This is a genomic window from Schumannella sp. GW821-FHT10F01, from assembly GCF_058809295.1.
In genome coordinates, this window is sequence record NZ_JBXASM010000009.1 from 103,549 (window position 1) to 118,496 (window position 14,948).

The 14,948-nt window shown below is 72.6% G+C and carries 13 protein-coding genes and 1 tRNA gene; 13 read left to right on the plus strand and 1 reads right to left on the minus strand.

The annotated features are described in order from the left end of the window. The first annotated feature begins 106 nt into the window (after nt 1-106). Genes AC1RSJ_RS11725 through AC1RSJ_RS11735 form a run of 3 tightly spaced genes read left to right on the plus strand, consistent with a single transcriptional unit; the run spans nt 107 to nt 1,616 of the window. The gene (locus tag AC1RSJ_RS11725; RefSeq protein WP_493118567.1) at nt 107-829 is read left to right on the plus strand and encodes a putative endonuclease domain-containing protein; all 723 of its coding nucleotides are present in this window, start codon (nt 107-109) and stop codon (nt 827-829) included. Continuing rightward, nucleotides 826-1,482 carry a DsbA family oxidoreductase gene (locus AC1RSJ_RS11730; RefSeq protein WP_493118568.1) on the plus strand — a complete coding sequence of 219 codons (657 nt, stop codon included), beginning with the start codon at nt 826-828 and terminating at the stop codon, nt 1,480-1,482. The genes AC1RSJ_RS11725 and AC1RSJ_RS11730 overlap by 4 nt, the downstream gene beginning before the upstream one ends. Further along, nucleotides 1,479-1,616, plus strand: coding sequence for a hypothetical protein (locus AC1RSJ_RS11735; protein ID WP_493118569.1), 138 nt, complete (start codon nt 1,479-1,481; stop codon nt 1,614-1,616). Before AC1RSJ_RS11730 ends, AC1RSJ_RS11735 begins: the two co-directional genes overlap by 4 nt. 237 nt (nt 1,617-1,853) lie before the next feature. Here AC1RSJ_RS11735 and AC1RSJ_RS11740 read toward each other — a convergent pair whose 3' ends face one another. Beyond that, the gene (locus tag AC1RSJ_RS11740) at nt 1,854-2,342 is read right to left on the minus strand and encodes an aminoacyl-tRNA deacylase (protein WP_493118570.1); all 489 of its coding nucleotides are present in this window, start codon (nt 2,340-2,342) and stop codon (nt 1,854-1,856) included. 126 nt (nt 2,343-2,468) lie between these two features. On the opposite strand from AC1RSJ_RS11740, the gene dusB reads away from it, so the two are divergent. The 10 genes from dusB to AC1RSJ_RS11790 all read left to right on the plus strand — a co-directional run bounded on the left by dusB (nt 2,469) and on the right by AC1RSJ_RS11790 (nt 14,838). Then, entirely contained in the window at nt 2,469-3,629 is a 1,161-nt protein-coding gene (dusB, locus tag AC1RSJ_RS11745; RefSeq protein ID WP_493118643.1) for a tRNA dihydrouridine synthase DusB, read from the plus strand. A 2-nt stretch (nt 3,630-3,631) separates the two neighbouring features. Continuing rightward, a complete protein-coding gene (locus tag AC1RSJ_RS11750) occupies nt 3,632-4,900 on the plus strand; it encodes a deoxyguanosinetriphosphate triphosphohydrolase (RefSeq protein ID WP_493118571.1) in 1,269 nt (422 codons plus the stop codon). Nucleotides 4,901-5,134: 234 nt separating this feature from the next. Next, nucleotides 5,135-7,159 carry a DNA primase gene (dnaG, locus tag AC1RSJ_RS11755; protein ID WP_493118572.1) on the plus strand — a complete coding sequence of 675 codons (2,025 nt, stop codon included), beginning with the start codon at nt 5,135-5,137 and terminating at the stop codon, nt 7,157-7,159. A gap of 201 nt (nt 7,160-7,360) precedes the next feature. After that, nucleotides 7,361-8,995 (plus strand): ABC transporter substrate-binding protein, encoded by a 1,635-nt coding sequence (locus tag AC1RSJ_RS11760; protein ID WP_493118573.1) that lies wholly within the window; start codon nt 7,361-7,363, stop codon nt 8,993-8,995. A gap of 67 nt (nt 8,996-9,062) precedes the next feature. Beyond that, nucleotides 9,063-10,154 carry an ABC transporter permease gene (locus tag AC1RSJ_RS11765; RefSeq protein WP_493118574.1) on the plus strand — a complete coding sequence of 364 codons (1,092 nt, stop codon included), beginning with the start codon at nt 9,063-9,065 and terminating at the stop codon, nt 10,152-10,154. Between the two features lies 1 nt (nt 10,155). Continuing rightward, nucleotides 10,156-11,175 (plus strand): ABC transporter permease, encoded by a 1,020-nt coding sequence (locus tag AC1RSJ_RS11770; protein ID WP_493118575.1) that lies wholly within the window; start codon nt 10,156-10,158, stop codon nt 11,173-11,175. Beyond that, nucleotides 11,172-12,815 (plus strand): ABC transporter ATP-binding protein, encoded by a 1,644-nt coding sequence (locus tag AC1RSJ_RS11775; RefSeq protein ID WP_493118576.1) that lies wholly within the window; start codon nt 11,172-11,174, stop codon nt 12,813-12,815. Before AC1RSJ_RS11770 ends, AC1RSJ_RS11775 begins: the two co-directional genes overlap by 4 nt. A gap of 4 nt (nt 12,816-12,819) precedes the next feature. After that, nucleotides 12,820-13,629 (plus strand): ATP-binding cassette domain-containing protein, encoded by an 810-nt coding sequence (locus AC1RSJ_RS11780; protein WP_493118577.1) that lies wholly within the window; start codon nt 12,820-12,822, stop codon nt 13,627-13,629. Further along, entirely contained in the window at nt 13,626-14,720 is a 1,095-nt protein-coding gene (locus AC1RSJ_RS11785; protein WP_493118578.1) for a lactonase family protein, read from the plus strand. Before AC1RSJ_RS11780 ends, AC1RSJ_RS11785 begins: the two co-directional genes overlap by 4 nt. Before the next feature lie 45 nt (nt 14,721-14,765). Beyond that, nucleotides 14,766-14,838: transfer RNA gene (locus tag AC1RSJ_RS11790), tRNA-Asn, on the plus strand. The last annotated feature ends 110 nt before the right edge of the window (nt 14,839-14,948 follow it).

Sequence of the window (14,948 nt, forward strand, 5' to 3'; positions counted from 1 at the left end):
CGCCCGACTCCGCGCCGCGAATCGCGGGCGGCGCCGCCCACGGCTCGCCGCCCGTGATCGATCGGTCCGCGTGCATTGGACGGATGCGCCGACGCGGTCGCCCGGAGTGGCCACGATCGCGCCGATCCAGGACGCGCTGGTGCGGGTCGCCCTGGACGAGTCGCTGGAGACGACGGTCGTCGCCTTCGACTGGGCACTGCGCGCCGGACGAGTCGATCGGATCGACCTGGAGCTCGTGCTCGCCCGACTCCCGCGTCGGCTGCGGATCCTCCGTGCTCTGGTGGATCCCGCGTCCGAGAGCCCGCTGGAATCGGTCGCCCGGACCCGGTTGCGGCTCGCGGGGCATGACGTGGCGACGCAGGTCACCCTGCTCCGTCCGGGACCGGTGGACCTCGTCGTCGACGGGACGGTCGCGATCGAGGTGGACGGACGGAGCGTCCACGAGTCGTCATTCGAGCGGGACCGCGAGAAGGATCTCGAGATCACGTCCGCGGGCATCCACGCCCTCCGGTTGTCCGCGAGCGGGATACGCGATCGCTGGCCGCTGCTCATGGAAGCTCTGCACGCGGCGTTGCGCGCGCGGAGCCTCCTGGTCCCAGGTCGGGAAACTCAGGAGTCCGCGTGGCGCCGGTCCCGCGCGCGCCCGCCGTCTCGGGGCTGTGCTCGCGCCGCTCCTGAGTTTCCGACGCCACCCCCGCGCGCACCGTCCCCGGTCGACTCCGCCTGCGTGCGACCTCGCCGCGAGCTCCCGTGGACCGTCCCGCGGCGACCACCCGACCGGGGCCCCCGGGAATACCCGCGCCGCGCCCCGCGGTTGAGACCCGCGTGAGCAACGCCCCCATCAAGGTCGACATCTGGTCCGACGTGCAGTGCCCCTGGTGCTACATCGGCAAGCGCAAGTTCGAGGCGGCCGTCGCCGCGTTCGACGGCGAGGTCGAGGTCGAGTACCACTCGTTCGAGCTGGCTCCCGACACCCCGGTCGACTTCGAGGGCACGCCGATCGACTACCTCAGCGAGCGGAAGGGCATCAGCCGCGACCAGGCGACCCAGATGATCGAGCGCGTCACCGGCATCGCCACCGCGGTCGGGCTCGACTACCACTACGACGACATCCACCAGACGAACACGGTGCTCGCGCACGAGCTGCTGCACTTCGCGAAGTCGCACGGCCTCCAGCTCGAATTGAAGGAGCGCCTCCTCGCGGGGTACTTCGTCGAGGGCCGGCACGTCGGCCGCGCCGAGGACCTCGCGGATCTCGCGGCCGAGGTCGGGCTCGACCGTGCCGAGGCGCTGGCTGCGCTCGAGGACCACCGCCACCTCGCCGACGTGAAGGCGGATGTGGCGCAGGCGGCCGAGTACGGCATCCAGGGCGTGCCGTTCTTCGTGTTCGAGGGCGAATACGGCGTGTCCGGCGCGCAGGAGACCGCGACGTTCGGCAATGTGCTCGAACAGCTCCGCACCATGAAGGAGAGCGCCGCGTGACCGAGAACCTCCCCGCCCCGCTGACGATGCTCGGCTCGGCGGATGCCGCCGTGTGCGACGGCGACGTCTGCATCATCCCGGAGCACCCCGAGCACGCGATCGTCGCGCGCCGGTTGGACGACGACCGGGTCTGAGGCCCCGTGCGCGGCGCGGCGCGGCTCGAGCCGCGAGTGCAGGCATCCCGGCTCGGCAGTCGGAAACTCAGGAGTCGACGTGTCGGGTCGTGCGTTCAGCGGGCTGCGGCGTTCCGCCCTCGCCGGAACTCCTGAGTTTCCGAAACCGGGACCGCACGGGTCGCACCTCGCAACTCCCGGAGCGCCAAGCCCACCCCGAGCGGCGCCGACCCTCACCCCTCGCGAGCGCCCCCGCTCCTACCCTTCCCGGGCAGCCAGCGGCTCGGTGATGTCGGCGACCACGGCATCGAATCCCCGGACGACCTCGTCGGCATCCGCGAACAGCGAGCGCCCGTGCTCCCCGGCGCCCATGGCGATGCGACGTCCCGGAACCGTGGAGTCCGCGAACACCGGCCACGCCGTACTCGAGCCGAACGGGGTGATCGTGCCCCGCTCGTAGCCGGTCGCCTCGAGGGCGACGTGCGCCTCCGGCAGCCGCAGCTTGTTGACGCCGACCACCGCGCGCAGCTTCGCCCACGAGATCTGCCGGTCGCCGGGCACGAGCGCGAACAGGAACGTGCCGTCGTGCCGCTTCACCACGAGCGTCTTCACGATGTCGCGCGGCTCGATGCCCTGCACGCGGGCGGCCTCCTCGAGCGACGCCGCCGCGGCCCGCTCGACGATCTCGATCGGGATGCCGCGCGCCGCCGCATCCGCCCGCACGCGATCCGCGCCCGATCCCGTCATCCGCCCGTCCCCATCTCTCCACCGAGGCGGCCGATGCCCGGCCGCGCCCGCCGACCTCTGCGAGAATGGGCGGCGATGTCCATTCTCGCCGCCTCCCGCACCGCTTCGCCGGATGCTGCTGCCGGCATGCCCACCGCCGCTGCTCCCGCACCCGCCCGGGCCCTCCGCATCGGCGGCCTCGACCTCGACGTCCCGGTCGTGCTGGCCCCGATGGCCGGCATCACGAACACCGCGTTCCGCCGCCTCTGCCGCGAGTACGGCGCGGGCCTCTACGTCAGCGAGATGATCACGAGCCGCGCCCTGGTGGAGCGCACGCCCGAGAGCATGCGGCTCATCCGCCACCACGAGTCCGAGACGACCCGCAGCATCCAGCTCTACGGCGTCGACCCGACGACCGTCCGCGAGGCGGTGACGATGCTCGTCGCCGAGGACCGCGCCGACCACATCGACCTCAACTTCGGATGCCCCGTACCGAAGGTCACCCGCAAGGGCGGCGGCGCGGCGCTGCCGTGGAAGCTCGACCTGTTCCGCGGGATCGTCGAGAACGCGGTCGAGGCGGCGGGCGACCTGCCGCTGACGGTGAAGATGCGCAAGGGCATCGACCCCGACCACCTGACGTACCTCGAGGCCGCGCGCATCGCCGCCGGCGCGGGGGTCGCGAGCATCGCGCTGCACGCCCGCACGGCGAGCGAGTTCTACTCCGGCCACGCCGACTGGAGCGCCATCGCGACGCTGAAGGAGGCGATCGACGGCGTCCCGGTGCTCGGCAACGGCGACATCTGGAGTGCCGCCGACGCCGTGCGGATGATGGACGAGACCGGCTGCGACGGCGTCGTCGTCGGCCGCGGCTGCCTCGGCAAGCCCTGGCTGTTCGGCGACCTGCATGCCGCGTTCACCGGCGGCGGGCTGAAGGCCGAGCCGACCCTCGGCGAGGTCGCTGCGGCGTTCCGCCGGCACGCGGAGCTGCTCGTCGAGTTCTTCGACGACGAGAACCGGGCCTGCCGCGACATCCGCAAGCACGTCGCCTGGTACTTCAAGGGCTACGCGGTCGGCGGGGAGCTGCGGGCCGCGCTCGCCTCGTCGTCGAGCCTGCAGGAGATCGACGACCTGCTCGCGCGCATGGACGGCGACCAGCCGTACCCGGGGGTCGACGCCGAGGGGCAGCGAGGTCGCGCCGGCAGTCCGAAGAACCCGAGCCTGCCCGACCGCTGGCTGGAGAGCCGCGAGCTCGACGCCGCCTTCCGCGACGAGCTGGTCGCGGCCGAGCTGCACCACAGCGGCGGCTGAGCGTGGGGGAGCGCAGCACCGCCGGGTGGACCCTGCCCGCCGGCTACGGACCCGCGGATGCCGAGCGCCGGCATCCGGAGGAGCACTCGTCGCGCCGCAGCGACTTCGCGCGCGACCGCGCCCGCGTGCTGCACTCGGCCTCCCTGCGCCGCCTGGCGGCGAAGACCCAGGTGCTCAGCCCGACCGCGGGGCTCGACTTCGCGCGCAACCGGCTCACGCACTCGCTCGAGGTGGCGCAGGTCGGCCGCGAGCTGGCGGACAACCTGGGGCTCGATCCGGATGTCGTCGACACCGCCTGCCTCGCCCACGATCTCGGGCATCCGCCGTTCGGCCACAACGGCGAGCGCGCGCTCAACGAGTGGGCGTCGCCGATCGGCGGGTTCGAGGGCAACGCGCAGACGCTGCGGCTGCTGACGCGGCTCGAGCCGAAGGTGCTCGACGGCGACCGGTCGCTCGGCCTGAACCTCACTCGCGCGAGCCTCGACGCGAGCTGCAAGTACCCGTGGCCCGAGAGCTCGGGCGTGCCCGACCCGTCCGGGCGCCGCAAGTTCGGCTTCTACGACGACGACGTCGAGGTCTTCGACTGGCTGCGTGCGGACGCGCCGGCGGGCGTCCGCTGCATCGAGGCGCAGGTCATGGACCTCAGCGACGACATCGCCTACTCGGTGCACGACTTCGAGGACGCGGTCGTCGGCGGCTTCCTCGACGTGCGCGCGCTCGGCGCCCGCGTGGACCACGACGAGCTGGTGAGCTCGATGTTCGACTGGATCGGCGGCGAGGTGACGCACGATGAGCTCATCGCCGCGTTCGACCGGCTCGACAGCCAGCCGTACTGGGTGGACGAGTGGGACGGCGGACGCGCCTCGCTCGCGCGCCTCAAGAACCTCACCAGCCAGCTGATCGGCCGCTTCGCCCGTTCGGCGGTGTCGGCGACGCGCGCCGCGCATCCGACCGGCAGCCTGAGCCGGTTCGGCGCCGACGTCGAGGTGCCGGGGGAGACCCGCGCCGAGATCGCCGTGCTCAAGGGCATCGTCGCCGCGAACGTCATGTCGACGAACGCGCGCCAGCCACTGTACGCCCGGCAGCGCGGAATCCTCACGGAGCTCGCGGACGCCCTGTGGTCGTCCGGCGCGGCCGAGCTCGACGCGACCTTCGGGGCCGACTGGACGGAGGCGGCGGATGACGCGGCCCGCCGCCGGGTGATCGTCGACCAGGTGGCGTCCCTCACGGATCAGTCCGCGATCGCGCGGCACGAGCGGCTCGTCGGCTGAGGAGCCGCGTCCCTGAGGTTCCGCGACGCGCTGTCGGGAAACTCAGGAGTCGTCGCGCCAGCCGCGTGCGCCCGCATGACCGGTGCGCGCGGATCCGGCTCCGAGTCCTGAGTTTCCGACGCACCCCGACGGCAAACCCCGACGGCACACCCCGCGGCACGCGTGCCCGCCGCACGTCCACATCGGCGCGCCCACCCTCAGCACCCACCCCCGACCGAAAACTAGAATCCCCTCATGCCCGGCCTCATCCGACAGAGCGACATCGACGAGGTCCGGGCGCGCACCAACATCGCGGACATCATCGGCGAGCACGTCACGCTGAAGAGCGCGGGGGTCGGCAGCCTGAAGGGCCTCTGCCCGTTCCACGAGGAGCGCAGCCCGAGCTTCCACGTGCGCCCGACCCTCGGCGTCTACCACTGCTTCGGCTGCGGCGAGGGCGGCAACGTCTACACGTTCCTGCAGCGGATGGACCACCTCACGTTCCGCGAGTCGGTGGAGCGCCTCGCCGGCCGGCTGGCCTACGAGCTCCACTACGAGGACGGCGGGCAGGCCAACCCCGACCACGGCTCGCGCGCGCGGCTCTACGCCGCGAACTCGGCGGCGGAGGCCTGGTTCCGGCAGCAGCTCGCGACGCCGGAGGCGCAGATCGCCCGCGACTTCCTCGGCGGCCGCGGCTTCGACCAGGCCGCCGCGGAGCGCTTCGGCATCGGCTTCGCGCCGAAGTCGTTCGACGCGCTCGGGGGCGCGCTGAAGGCGCAGGGCTTCAGCCAGGAGGAGCTCGTCACGTCCGGGCTGCTGTCGACGAACGACCGGGGGAGCTCGTACGACCGGTTCCGCGGCCGCGTGATCTGGCCGATCCGCGACGTCACCGGCCAGACGGTGGGCTTCGGCGCCCGCAAGCTGCTGCCGGACGACCAGGACAAGGGACCCAAGTACCTCAACACCCCCGAGACGCCGATCTACCACAAGAGCCAGGTGCTCTACGGGCTCGACCTCGCCCGCCGCGCGGTCGCGAAGGGCAAGCAGGTCGTCGTCGTCGAGGGCTACACCGACGTGATGGCGTGCCACCTGGCCGGCATCGAGACGGCGGTCGCCACCTGCGGCACGAGCTTCGGCGTCGAGCACATCAAGGTGATCCGCCGGGTGCTCGGCGACACGGACGGCAGCGCGCTCTCGCAGTCCGGCGAGGTGGTCTTCACGTTCGACCCGGATGAGGCCGGCCAGAAGGCCGCCTCGCGCGCCTTCGCCGAGGAGCAGCGGTTCGCCGCGCAGACCTTCGTCGCGGTCGCCCCCGACGGACTCGACCCCTGCGACCTCCGGCTCGCGAAGGGCGACGCGGCCATCCGCGGCCTCATCGACGGCCGGCGGCCGATGTTCGAGTTCATGATCCGCCGCGGGCTCGCCGGGCACGACCTGGAGACCGTGGAGGGCCGCGTGGCCGCCCTCCGCGCCGCCGCGCCGATCGTCGCCGGCATCCGCGACCGCGCCCTCGGCGACGGCTACGTGCGCACCCTCGCAGGCTGGCTCGGCATGGATCCGGCGGAGGTCGGCCGCGCCGTCCGGAGCGCCCAGCACCGCCTCGGGAGCACCGGCCGGGATGGTGGCCGGGACGGCGGGACCCGGGATGCCGCCCGCGACGCCGGCACCCGGGACGCCGACTCCTCGACCCCGCGCAGCGGTCCCGGCGGCAGCCGCGCGGACCGCACGGCACCCGGGCAGGCGCCCGACGGCGCACCGGGGGGCCAGGACCGTCTCGGCGAGCCCGAGGACGCCCCCGCACCGCCGCCGATCAGCCTGCCCGACCTGCTGCGCGACCCGTCGACGCGGCTCGAGGTGGAGGCGCTGGCCGCGGCCGTCCAGCAGCCGGCGATGGTCGGCGCGCCGCTGCTCGGCCGCTTCGCCGCGTCCGGGTTCCACAGCCACGCGCTCTCCGTGATCCGCGATGCGGTCGGCGCCAACCTCGATCGCCTCGATGCGACCTGGGGCGCCCGGCTGGCGGACTCGGTGCCGGAGTCGTACGCCTCGCTGCTCCGCCAGCTCGAGGTCGCCCCGCTGCAGACGCGGTCCGACCGGCTGCAGGTCTACTGCGCCGGCATCGTGACGCAGATCGTCGAGCGCGACCTGCTGCGGCGCCGCAACGAGCTGCGCGGCTCGCTCATGCGGGCGCAGGCCGAGGGCGACGCGCCCCGCTCGGGCGAGCTGAACCGGGCGATCGTCGCGCTCGATCAGGAACGGCTCGCCCTCCGCGCGACCAGCTGACGGCATCGGTCCACGCGCCCAGCCGACAGGCGTCGGGCCCGGTCCGGATGTCGTGCGCCGTCCCGTTTCGATCATGTGACGAAACGGTCACTCGGCCGTTCTCGGGCGGGCGCGGGTCGGCGCGCATGGTAGGTGTAGAGGATGCGCGCACCCCCGGACGGGGCGCGCGCAGCCCTTGTAACCACAGAACAGGAGACGGATATGGCATCCGCATTCAGCTCCGCGCGCTCCCGACGGCTCGTCGCCGTCGTCGGCGTCGCGACGGCCTCCGCCCTCGCTCTCGCCGGCTGCGCCGGCGGCGGCACGACCGACGGCGGATCGTCGTCGCAGGGGATCATCGTCGGCACCACCGACAAGGTCACGTTCCTCGACCCGGCCTTCTCGTACGACAACGGCTCCTTCGCGGTGATGAACCAGATCTACCCGTTCCTCATGAACTCGAAGCCGGGCACCGCCGAGGTCACGCCCGACATCGCCGAGTCCGCGGAGTTCACCGGCGACGCCGACTACACGGTGAAGCTCAAGTCGGGGCTGAAGTTCGCGAACGGCGACGCGCTCACCTCGAGCGACGTGAAGTTCACCTTCGACCGCCAGCTCAAGATCGCCGACGAGAACGGCCCGTCGTACCTGCTCGGCAACCTCGCCAGCGTCGACGCGACGGACGACACCACGGTCGTCTTCCACCTCAAGAAGGGCGGCGACCAGACCTTCCCGCAGGTGCTCTCGAGCCCGGCCGCGCCGATCGTCGACGAGGAGGTCTTCTCGGCCGACAAGGTCACCAGCGACGCCGACATCGTCAAGGGAAAGGCCTTCGCCGGCCCGTACTCGATCGACTCGTACAAGAAGAACAGCCTCATCACGTTCTCGGCCTACAAGGGCTATGAGGGACTGCTCGGCACCCCGGCCACGAGCGACGTGACGATGAAGTACTACACGACCTCGTCGAACATGAAGCTCGACGTGCAGGAGGGCGCGATCGACGTCGCCTACCGCAGCCTCACCCCGACCGACATCGCCGACCTGAAGAAGAAGGACAGCGTCAAGGTCGTCGACGGCCCCGGAGGCGAGGAGCGCTACATCGTCTTCAACTTCGACACCCAGCCGTTCGGCGCGAAGACCGCGGACGCCGACCCGGCGAAGGCCCTGGCCGTGCGTCAGGCCGCAGCCGACCTCGTCGACCGCGACGCGCTTGCCAGCCAGGTCTACAAGGGCACCTACCAGTCGCTGTACTCCTACGTGCCGCAGGGCCTGGAGGGCGCCACCGAGGTGCTGAAGGACCTGTACGGCGACGGCGACGGCGGCCCCTCGGCCGACAAGGCGAAGCAGACCCTCGAGGCCGCCGGCATCACCACGCCGGTCGACCTGAAGCTGCAGTTCAACCCCGACCACTACGGCGAGGGCTCGGCCGACGAGTACGCGCTCGTGAAGTCGCAGCTCGAGAAGGGCGGCCTGTTCACGGTCGACCTCGCCTCGACCGAGTGGGTGCAGTACTCGAAGGACCGCGTCGCGGACGCCTACCCGGCCTACCAGCTCGGATGGTTCCCGGACTACTCGGACGCCGACAACTACCTCACGCCGTTCTTCACGGAGGACAACTTCCTCAACAACCACTACTCGGACGCGGAGGTGAACTCGCTCATCCAGCAGCAGCAGACGGAGGGCGACAAGGCCGCGCGCACGAAGCTGATCGAGGAGATCCAGGCGAAGGTCGCGGCGCAGCTGTCGACGATCCCGCTGCTCCAGGGCGCGCAGGTCGCGGTCACCGGCAAGGACGTGTCGGGAATGACGCTCGACGGCTCGTTCAAGCTGCACCTGGGCACGCTCGCCAAGGGCTGAGCCCGCTGATCCGGTTCCGGGGCGGTCGAGCGATCGGCCGCCCCGGGGCCCGCACTCCCGAGGACCCATGAGCTCCACCACCACGGCTCCGGCGCCCAGTGCGCCACCGGCGGCCACCCCGAAGCGGCGACGCAGCGGGGGAGGCCTCGGCCTCTATCTGCTGATCCGCTTCCTGCTGATCTTCCCCACCATCTTCATCCTCGTGACGGTCGTGTTCTTCCTCGGCCGCACGACCGGCGACCCGATCACCGCGGCCGTCGGCGACCGGCTCCCGCCCGCCGAGCTCGCGAAGCGCATCCACGAGGCCGGCTACGACCGCCCGCTGATCGTGCAGTACGTCGAGTACCTCGGCCAGATCGCCCGCGGCGACTTCGGCCACGCGCTGACCGACGGCCGCTCCACCTGGGAGATCGTCACCGGCTTCGGCGGCGCGACCCTCGAGCTGGCCGTCTACGCGCTCATCGTCGCGTTCATCGTCGGCATCCCGCTCGGCATGCTCGCCGCCAAGCTCCGCGACCGCTGGCCCGACGCCGTGCTCCGCGTGTTCGCGATCCTCGTCTACGCCACGCCGGTGTTCTTCGCGGGGCTCCTGCTCAAGCTCGTGTTCTCCGTCTGGCTCAAGGTGCTGCCGGTGGCCGGCCGCGCCTCGACGCGCACCGAGATCCGCTTCGACACCATGAAGGACCCGTCGGGCATCTACATCATCGACGCGATCCGGCTCGGCGACGGCGGCGCGATCGCGGACGTGCTCTCCCATGCGGTGCTGCCGGGCGTCGCGCTCGGGCTCCTCACCGCCGGCATCTTCCTGCGGCTGGTGCGCACGAACATGATCGAGACGCTCTCGCGGGACTACGTGGATGCGGCCCGCTCGCGCGGCGTCGGCGAGTTCCGCCTCACCCGCAAGCACGCCTGGAAGCCGGCCCTGATCCCGATCATCACCGTGATCGGCCTGCAGATCGCGCTGCTCCTCGGCGGCGCGGTGCTGACGGAGACCACCTTCGAGTGGCGCGGGCTCGGCTTCCAGCTCGAGCAGTACCTGCAGGCCCGCGACTTCGTCGCCGTGCAGGGCATCGTCGTGGTGCTCGCCGTGATCGTCGCCGTGACGAACTTCCTCGTCGACGTGATCGCCGCCCTGATCGACCCGAGGGTGAGGTACTGAGATGACCGCGACCCCCGTCTCGGAGCTCCGCCGGCCGCCGCTCTGGCAGCGGCTGCCGGTCGTGCACCAGTTCCGCCAGAGCGTCGGGCTGCAGCGCGGCATGCTCGTCGCCGGCCTCGTCATCACCGGCCTGTTCATCCTCGTCGCGATCTTCGCGCCGCTCATCGCCCCGTACGGCTTCGGCCAGCTGCAAGACGACAGCGGACGCAACTTCGGCGCCCAGAACCCGCCGAGCGCCGAGCACCTGCTCGGCACCTCGTCGGGCGGCTATGACGTGCTCTCGCGCGTGCTGTGGGGCGCGCAGACGGCCCTCGCGGTCATCGTCGTCGCCGTCATCCTCTCGATCGTCGCCGGCGTGCTGCTCGGCCTGCTGTCCGGCTACTTCGGCGGCTGGGTCGACCGGGTGCTCGTCGTGATCGCGGACGCGATGTACGCGTTCCCGACGCTGCTGCTCGCGATCGTCGCCGCGATCGTCATCAGCGGAGGGCAGTCGAGCCTCGGCGGCGGCATCCTCGCCGCGGCGATCTCGATCACCGTGGTGTTCATCCCGCAGTACTTCCGCGTGATCCGCGCCGAGGTCGTCCGCATCAAGTCGGAGGCGTTCGTCGAGAGCGCGCGCGTGATCGGCTCGAGCTCCGGCCGGGTGATGTTCCGCCACGTGCTCCGCAACTCGGTGCGCACGCTGCCGCTCATCACGACGCTGAACGCGTCGGAGGCGATCCTCACGCTCGCCGGCCTCGGCTTCCTCGGCTTCGGCATCCAGCCGACGTCGGCGGCCGAGTGGGGCTACGACCTCAACCGATCCGTGTCCGACGTCACGGCGGGCATCTGGTGGACCTCGGTGTTCCCGGGCGCGGCCATCGTGCTCGTGGTGCTCGGGGTGACCCTCGTCGGCGAGAGCCTCAACGACCTGTCCGACCCGCGCCTGCGCGCGCGGCGCCGCTCCAAGCCGGGCACCGCCGCGGACGCGGTGGCCGCCTCCGAGACGACGGCGCAGCCCGACCGAGGGGAGCTCGCATGACCGACGCGGTCAGCATCCGGAGCCTCGACGTCACATTCGCGACCGACGGCGGTGACGTGCACGCCGTCGACGGCGTCTCGATCGACGTCCGCGCCGGCGAGGTCATGGCCATCGTCGGCGAGTCCGGCAGCGGCAAGACGGTCACGGCGAAGACGATCCTCGGCCTCCTGCCGGAGACCGCCACCACGGGCGGCGCGGTGCTGCTCGGCGGCGAGGACGTGCTCAGCGTCTCCGCCGCCCGGATGCGCGAGCTCCGCGGCACCGAGGTCGCCATGGTCTTCCAGGAGCCCTCGACGGCGCTCAACCCGGTCTTCACGGTCGGCTGGCAGATCGCGGAGGGGCTCAGGGCCCACGGCTCCGTGTCGCGCGCGGAGGCGAAGCGCAAGGCGATCGACATCATGCGCCGCGTCGGCATCCCCGACCCCGAGCGCCGCGTCGACCACTATCCGCACCAGTTCTCCGGCGGTCAGAAGCAGCGCATCGTCATCGCGATGGCGCTCGTGCTCGAGCCCTCGGTGATCGTCGCGGACGAGCCGACGACGGCGCTCGACGTGACCGTGCAGGCCGAGATCCTCGACCTGCTGCGCCGCTGCCGCGACGAGTTCGGCACGGCGATCGTGCTGATCACCCACAACATGGGCGTCGTCGCCGACCTCGCCGACCGCGTGACCGTGATGTACCAGGGCGACGTCGTCGAGACGGCGCCGGTGCGCGAGCTGTTCGCGGCCCCGAAGCACGACTACACGCGCACGCTGCTCGCCGCGGTGCCGCGCGTGCAGCTCGTCGACCGACCGGTGCCGGACGCGTCCGGCACCCCGGTGGTGCGTGCCCGCGACCTCGAGATCGAGTACCCGGGACGGCTCGGCTCGCCGGCCTTCCGCGCCGTCGAGGGTGTGTCGTTCGACATCGCCCCCGGCGAGGTCGTCGGCCTCGTGGGGGAGAGCGGATCGGGCAAGTCGACGATCGGCCGCGCGATCGGCGGGCTGACCCGCGTCACCGGCGGCTCGCTGACCGTGTTCGGGCAGGAGGTGCTCGGCGTCCGCGAGCGCACCTTCCGCCCGCTGCGCAAGGACATCGGCTTCGTCTTCCAGGATCCGGCCACCAGCTTCAACCCGCTGCTGACGATCGCGCAGTGCGTCGCCGAGCCGATGATCGTGCACGGCACGGCGAGGTCGCCGCGCGCGGCCCGCGCGCGCGTCGACGAGCTGCTCGAGGCGGTGCAGCTGCCGCGGTCGTTCGGCGATCGGTTCCCGCACGAGCTGTCCGGAGGCCAGCGCCAGCGCGCGAGCCTCGCCCGGGCCATCGCGCTCGACCCGAGCCTGCTCATCGCGGACGAGCCGACGAGCGCGCTCGACGTGTCGGTGCAGGCGCGCGTGCTCGAGCTGTTCGCCGAGCTCCAGGAGCGCTTCGGCTTCGCCTGCCTGTTCATCACCCACGACCTCGCGGTCGTCGACCAGGTCGCGCACCGGGTCGTGGTGCTGCATCGTGGCCGGATCGCCGAGCAGGGTCCGACGGCCCAGGTGCTCGGCAGCCCGGCCGATCCGTACACGCGGCGGCTGCTCGCCGCGCTGCCCGTGCCGGATCCCGAGGAGCAGGCACGGCGGCGCACAGAGCGCCGCGCGGCGCAGCAGGCAGAATGAGGGCATGACCGCCGAGCCCGCCGTCCTCGCCGACGACCTGTCGCTGGCCTACTCGCACCGCGTCGGCGAGCCGCCCGCGGTCGACGGCGTCAGCCTCGAGATCCCGGCCGGCGGCATCCTCGGCCTGGTCGGGGAGGCGGGCTCCGGCAAGAGCACGCTCGCTCGGGCGGTGTCCGGCCAGCTCGGCGCCGGGCAGCGCGGCGCACCGGTCATCACCGGCGGCGCGCTCCGGGTGCTCGGCACGGACGTGCGCGGGATGCCGCGCCGCGAGCGCGACGCGCTCACCCTCAAGGTCGGCTACCTGCCGCAGGACGCCGGGTCGGTGCTGCTGCCGGCGCTGACCGTGGGGGAGAACGTCGCCGAGCCGATCTACGCCCGCGACCGCCGCTTCGACCGGCTCGAGGCCGGTGCCGCGGTGGCGGAGCTCATCGACGCCGTGCGGCTGCCGCTCGCCCTCATGGAGAGCTACCCGCATGAGCTGAGCCGCGGCCAGCGGCAGCGCGTCGCCCTGGCACGGGCCCTCGTGCTCGGCCCGACCCTGCTCGTCGCCGACGACCCGACCATGGGCGTCGACGTGCTGGTGCGCGGCCCGATCCTCGAGGTCATCGCCGACGTGCAGCGGGAGCGCGAGTTCTCGGTGCTCGTCATCGGCCACGACCTCCGCGAGCTGCGCAGCATCACCGACCGCATCGCGGTGATGCACCAGGGCGCGCTCGTCGGCGTCGGGCAGATCGACGAGGTGCTCGGCGATCCGCTGCACCCGTACGTTCGGAAGCTCGCCGGCCTGTACCGCCGACCCTCGCACGCGCGATGACGACGCTCCTCGCCGGCGGCTACGGGCCCGGCATGGGCGGCACCGGGCGCGGCGTGACGCGCCTGCACCTCGACGCGCGCGGCGGCCTCGAGGTCAGCGGCGTGCTGGCGGAGTCCGCGTCGCCGTCGTGGCTCCACGTCGCGAGCGGCGTGCTCGCCGCCGCCGGCGAGGAGGACGGCACGGTCGCCTCCTGGCGCATCGACGGCGGACGCCTCGTCGCCTCCCCGTCCGTCTCCGCCGGGGGATCGCCGTGCCATCTCGCGACCTCGCCGGACGGCGGCGAGCTGCTCGCCGCCTGCTACGGCGGCGGCGTGCTCGGCGCGGTCCCGCTCGTCGAGGGGCTGCCGGCCGGCGACGCCGTCATCGCGCTCCGCGACACCGGATCCGGACCGCACCGGGTGCAGGACGAGGCGCACGTGCACGGCGCGCTCCCGCTCGCGGACGGACGGGTGCTCGTCGCGGACCTCGGCACCGACGAGATCGTCGTGATCCGCCGCGACGCCGACGGCTCGACCGGCGGCCCGAGCCAGACCGGCGGCCCGAGCCAGACCGGCGGTCCGAGCCCGACGGGCGGCTGGCGCCGCGTCGGCGCGCTCGAGCTTCCGCCGGGAACCGGCCCTCGCGACCTCGTCGACCTCGGCGGCGGACGGGTGCTGCTCCTCGGCGAGCTGAGCTGCTCGCTCGTGCTGCTCGACACGGCGACCGAGGTCCCGGCGGTCGTCGTCGACGCCCCGCTGCCGGGTGCCGAGACGGGCGATCACGCGGCCGCGCTCGCGCTGCGGCGCACGCCGTCCGGCGTGCGGGTCCACAGCGGCCTCCGCGGCTCGGATCGCATCGGCGTCGTGCACCTCGACGGCGACCGGATGACGGGCGTCGGCTCGGTCGGATGCGGCGGGCACTGGCCGCGTCACGTGCTCGCGCAGGACGGGCTGCTGCTCGTGTCGAATCAGCTCTCCGACACGGTCGCGGTGCTCGCGCTCGACGACGACGCGCTGCCCGCCGAGCTCGGCCCCGCGACACCCGTACCGTCGCCCACGCACCTGCTGCCGGTGGCCGACGATCCGTGGTCGTCGCTGGCGCCGGTGTCCTGAGCGGGCGCGAACCCCTGCTAGGCTCGTCGTCGCTGTTCGCAGTGATCCTCGGTAGCTCAATTGGCAGAGCAATCGGCTGTTAACCGATAGGTTCTTGGTTCGAGTCCAAGCCGGGGAGCCCTCCATCCGCTCGGCGGGATGTGCTCCTCACCGCCCGCCCGCGGCGTCCCGCCCCGGGCGGGCTACTCCCAGCGGAGTACGGTCCGCGGCGCACGTGCTTCCGTCGGC